Annotated in this window: 3 protein-coding genes; all 3 read left to right on the top strand. The window is 72.7% G+C overall.

Annotated features, from left to right (window positions below; translation table 11 throughout):
• A partial coding sequence (gene rsmA / locus FRZ03_RS25255) for a 16S rRNA (adenine(1518)-N(6)/adenine(1519)-N(6))-dimethyltransferase RsmA (protein ID WP_146467442.1) occupies window positions 1-833 on the top strand: 833 nt, incomplete at its 5' end.
• A gap of 32 nt (window positions 834-865) precedes the next feature.
• Window positions 866-1,759, top strand: coding sequence for a 4-(cytidine 5'-diphospho)-2-C-methyl-D-erythritol kinase (locus tag FRZ03_RS25260; RefSeq protein WP_146467440.1), 894 nt, complete (start codon window positions 866-868; stop codon window positions 1,757-1,759).
• A 74-nt stretch (window positions 1,760-1,833) separates the two neighbouring features.
• Window positions 1,834-3,642 carry an ABC-F family ATP-binding cassette domain-containing protein gene (locus tag FRZ03_RS25265; protein WP_146467441.1) on the top strand — a complete coding sequence of 603 codons (1,809 nt, stop codon included), beginning with the start codon at window positions 1,834-1,836 and terminating at the stop codon, window positions 3,640-3,642.
• The last annotated feature ends 382 nt before the right edge of the window (window positions 3,643-4,024 follow it).

The raw sequence follows: 4,024 nt of genomic DNA on the forward strand, positions 1-4,024 counted from the left end.
CCGACATCCGCGAACTCGCGGCAGCGCTCGGTGTCCGCCCCACCAAGCAGCGCGGCCAGAACTTCGTGATCGACGCCAACACCGTGCGCCGCATCGTGCGCACCGCCGAGGTCCGCCCCGACGACACCGTCGTGGAGGTCGGCCCGGGGCTCGGCTCGCTCACCCTCGCGCTGCTGGAGGTCGCCGACCGGGTCACCGCCGTCGAGATCGACGACGTGCTCGCCGCCGCCCTCCCCGCGACCGTCGCCGCCCGCATGCCCGCCCGCGCCGACCGTTTCGCGCTGGTCCACTCCGACGCGATGCACGTCACCGAGCTGCCGGGCCCGGCCCCGACCGCCCTGGTCGCGAACCTGCCCTACAACGTCGCCGTGCCCGTGCTGCTGCACATGCTCGACACCTTCCCGAGCATCGAGCGCACCCTGGTGATGGTGCAGTCCGAGGTCGCCGACCGCCTCGCCGCCGCCCCCGGCTCGAAGGTGTACGGCGTCCCGTCCGTGAAGGCCAACTGGTACGCCGAGGTCAAGCGGGCCGGCGCCATCGGCCGCAACGTGTTCTGGCCCGCGCCGAACGTCGACAGCGGGCTGGTCTCCCTGGTGCGGCGCACCGAGCCGATCAGGACGACGGCCACCAGGCGGCAGGTCTTCGCGGTGGTCGACGCCGCCTTCGCGCAGCGCCGCAAGACCCTGCGGGCCGCGCTGGCCGGCTGGGCCGGTTCCGCGGCCGCCGCCGAGGCCGCCCTGGTCGCCGCGGGGGTCTCCCCGCAGGCCCGCGGCGAGTCGCTGACGGTCGAGGAGTTCGCCCGCATCGCCGAGCACGCCCCGCACAGCGCGTAGCGCCGGCACCCGTACCGAGCCCAAGGAGCGCAGTGAGCGTCACGGTCCGTGTCCCCGCCAAGGTCAACGTCCAGCTCGCGGTGGGCGCGGCCCGCCCCGACGGGTTCCACGACCTCGCCAACGTCTTCCTCGCCGTCGGCCTGTACGACGAGGTCACCGTCACCCCGGCCGACGAGCTGCGCGTCACCTGCGCGGGCCCGGACGCCGCTCAGGTGCCCCTGGACCGCACCAACCTCGCCGCCCGCGCGGCCCTCGCGCTCGCCGCGCGCCGGGGCATCGAGCCCCGCGTGCACGTGCACATCGACAAGGACATCCCGGTCGCCGGCGGCATGGCGGGCGGCAGCGCGGACGGCGCGGGCGCGCTGCTCGCCTGCGACGCGCTGTGGGGCACGGCGGCCTCCCGCGCCGAACTGCTCGACATCTGCGCCGAGCTGGGCAGCGATGTGCCGTTCAGCCTGGTCGGCGGGGCCGCGCTGGGCATCGGGCGCGGGGAGCGGCTGACCGTCCTGGAGACGGGCGGCACCTTCCACTGGGTGTTCGCGATGGCCGAGCGGGGCCTGTCCACGCCGGCCGTCTTCCGTGAGTTCGACCGGCTGGCCGAGGGCCGGGACGTCCCCGAGCCGGTGGCCTCGCAGGACCTGCTGGACGCGCTGGCCAAGGGTGACGCCGACGCGCTGGCGGCGGCCGTCTCCAACGACCTCCAGCCGGCCGCGCTGTCCCTCTTCCCGGAACTCGCCGACACCCTGGCCGCGGGCCGCGCCGCGGGTTCCCTCGCGGCCCTGGTATCCGGCTCGGGCCCCACGACGGCGTTCCTCACCCGGGACGCCGAATCCGCGCAGCGGGTCGCGCGGGCCCTGCGGGACTCCGGCACCTGCCGCACGGTACGGACGGCGGCGGGACCGGTGCCGGGGGCGACGGTCCGGTAGGGCCCGCGCCCGCCGCCTCGCCTCCCCGAGGCTCTACGCTAGAAGGCTGACCGACCCCCGTGCGCAGGAGTGAAATGGCCGTCAACCTGGTCAATGTCGAGAACGTCAGCAAGGTCTACGGCACCCGTGCCCTGCTGGACGGCGTCTCGCTCGGTGTGTCGGAGGGGGACCGGATCGGGGTCGTCGGACGCAACGGCGACGGCAAGACCACCCTGATCCGGATGCTCGCCAAGCTGGAGGAGGCCGACACCGGGCGGGTCACCCACTCCGGCGGGCTCAGGCTCGGCGTGCTCACCCAGCACGACTCCCTCGACCCCGCCGCCACCGTCCGCCACGAGGTCATCGGCGACATGGCCGACCACGAGTGGGCGGGCAACGCCAAGGTCAGGGACGTGCTGACCGGCCTGTTCGGCGGCCTCGACCTGCCGGGCTTCCCCAAGGGCCTGGACACCGTCATCGGCCCGCTGTCCGGTGGCGAGCGGCGCCGGATCGCGCTGGCCAAGCTGCTCATCGAGGAACAGGACCTGATCGTCCTGGACGAGCCCACCAACCACCTCGACGTCGAGGGCATCGCCTGGCTCGCCCAGCACCTGCGCGACCGCCGCTCCGCACTGGTCTGCGTGACCCACGACCGGTGGTTCCTGGACCAGGTCTGCACCCGCATGTGGGACGTGCAGCGCGGCGACGTGTACGAGTACGAGGGCGGCTACTCCGACTACGTCTTCGCCCGCGCCGAGCGCGAGCGGATCGCCGCCACCGAAGAGGTCAAGCGGCAGAACCTGATCCGCAAGGAGCTGGCCTGGCTGCGGCGCGGCGCCCCCGCCCGCACCTCCAAGCCCCGCTTCCGGGTGGAGGCCGCCAACGAGCTGATCGCCGACGTGCCGCCGCCCCGCGACAGCAGCGAGCTGATGAAGTTCGCCTCCTCCCGCCTCGGCAAAACGGTCTTCGACCTGGAGGACATCACCGTCCAGGCCGGGCCGAAGGTGCTGCTCAAGCACGTCACCTGGCAGCTCGGCCCGGGTGACCGGATCGGCCTGGTCGGCGTCAACGGTGCCGGCAAGACCTCGCTGCTGCGCGCCATGGCCGCCGCCGCCCGCAGCGAGGGCGAGGAGCAGCCGGCCGGCGGCCGGATCAACGTCGGCCGGACGGTCAAGCTCGCCTACCTCTCCCAGGAGGTCGCCGAACTCGACCCCACCTGGCGGGTGCTGGAGGCCGTGCAGCGGGTCCGCGAGCGCGTCGACCTCGGCAAGGGGCGCGAGATGACCGCCGGGCAGCTGTGCGAGACCTTCGGGTTCAACAAGGAGAAGCAGTGGACGCCGGTCGGCGACCTCTCCGGCGGTGAGCGGCGCCGGCTCCAGCTGCTGCGGCTGCTGATGGACGAGCCCAACGTGCTCTTCCTGGACGAGCCCACCAACGACCTCGACATCGAGACCCTGACCCAGCTGGAGGACGTCCTCGACGGCTGGCCCGGCTCGATGATCGTCATCTCCCACGACCGGTTCTTCGTGGAGCGCACCACGGACCGGGTGTTCGCCCTGCTCGGCGACGGCACCCTGCGGATGCTGCCGCGCGGCATCGACGAGTATCTGGAGCGGCGCAGGCAGCTGGAGGAGGCGGTCGCCGCGCGGAGCGCCGCCGCGGCGCCCAAGCCGGCCACCACCGAGAAGAGCGCCGCCGACCAGCGCGCCGCCAAGAAGGAACTCCAGAAGATCGAGCGGCAGTTGGACAAGATCTCCGAGAAGGAGACCAAGCTGCACGCCCAGATCGCCGAACACGCCACCGACTTCGCGAAGGTGGCCGGACTCGACGCCCAGCTGCGGGAACTCGCCGGTGAGCGCGAGGAACTGGAGCTGCGCTGGCTGGAACTGGCGGAGGACGCGTAACGCGCCCGCCGCGCATCGGCCGGCGTTCCGGGGGCGTGCGGGGGGTGGCGCGCACGCCGCGTGAAGGGGGCGTGAAGGCGCGTAACGGCGGCATCACGGGCCGGTTCTCCCTTGGGAACAGGGATGATCCGGCCCGTTCCGCTGTCCGTACCGGGTGATAGAAAGATGCGTCTGAGAACCGTCTGTACAACGACCTTGGGTCCGTCAAGAACCTCAGGGCGTGGCTAAAAATCAGTGAACGAGGGGGAAGAGCGCTGATGACTCAGCCGCCCGACCAGTCGCCCGACGGCGGCTTCGGAGCACCGCAGGACCCGAGAGATCCGAGAGATCCGAGAGATCCCAGAGATCCCAGAGACCCGAGGGCCGGGGAACAGCCTCCGCG

The organism is Streptomyces misionensis, from assembly GCF_007896895.1.
GTDB classification, from domain to species: domain Bacteria; phylum Actinomycetota; class Actinomycetes; order Streptomycetales; family Streptomycetaceae; genus Streptomyces; species Streptomyces misionensis_A.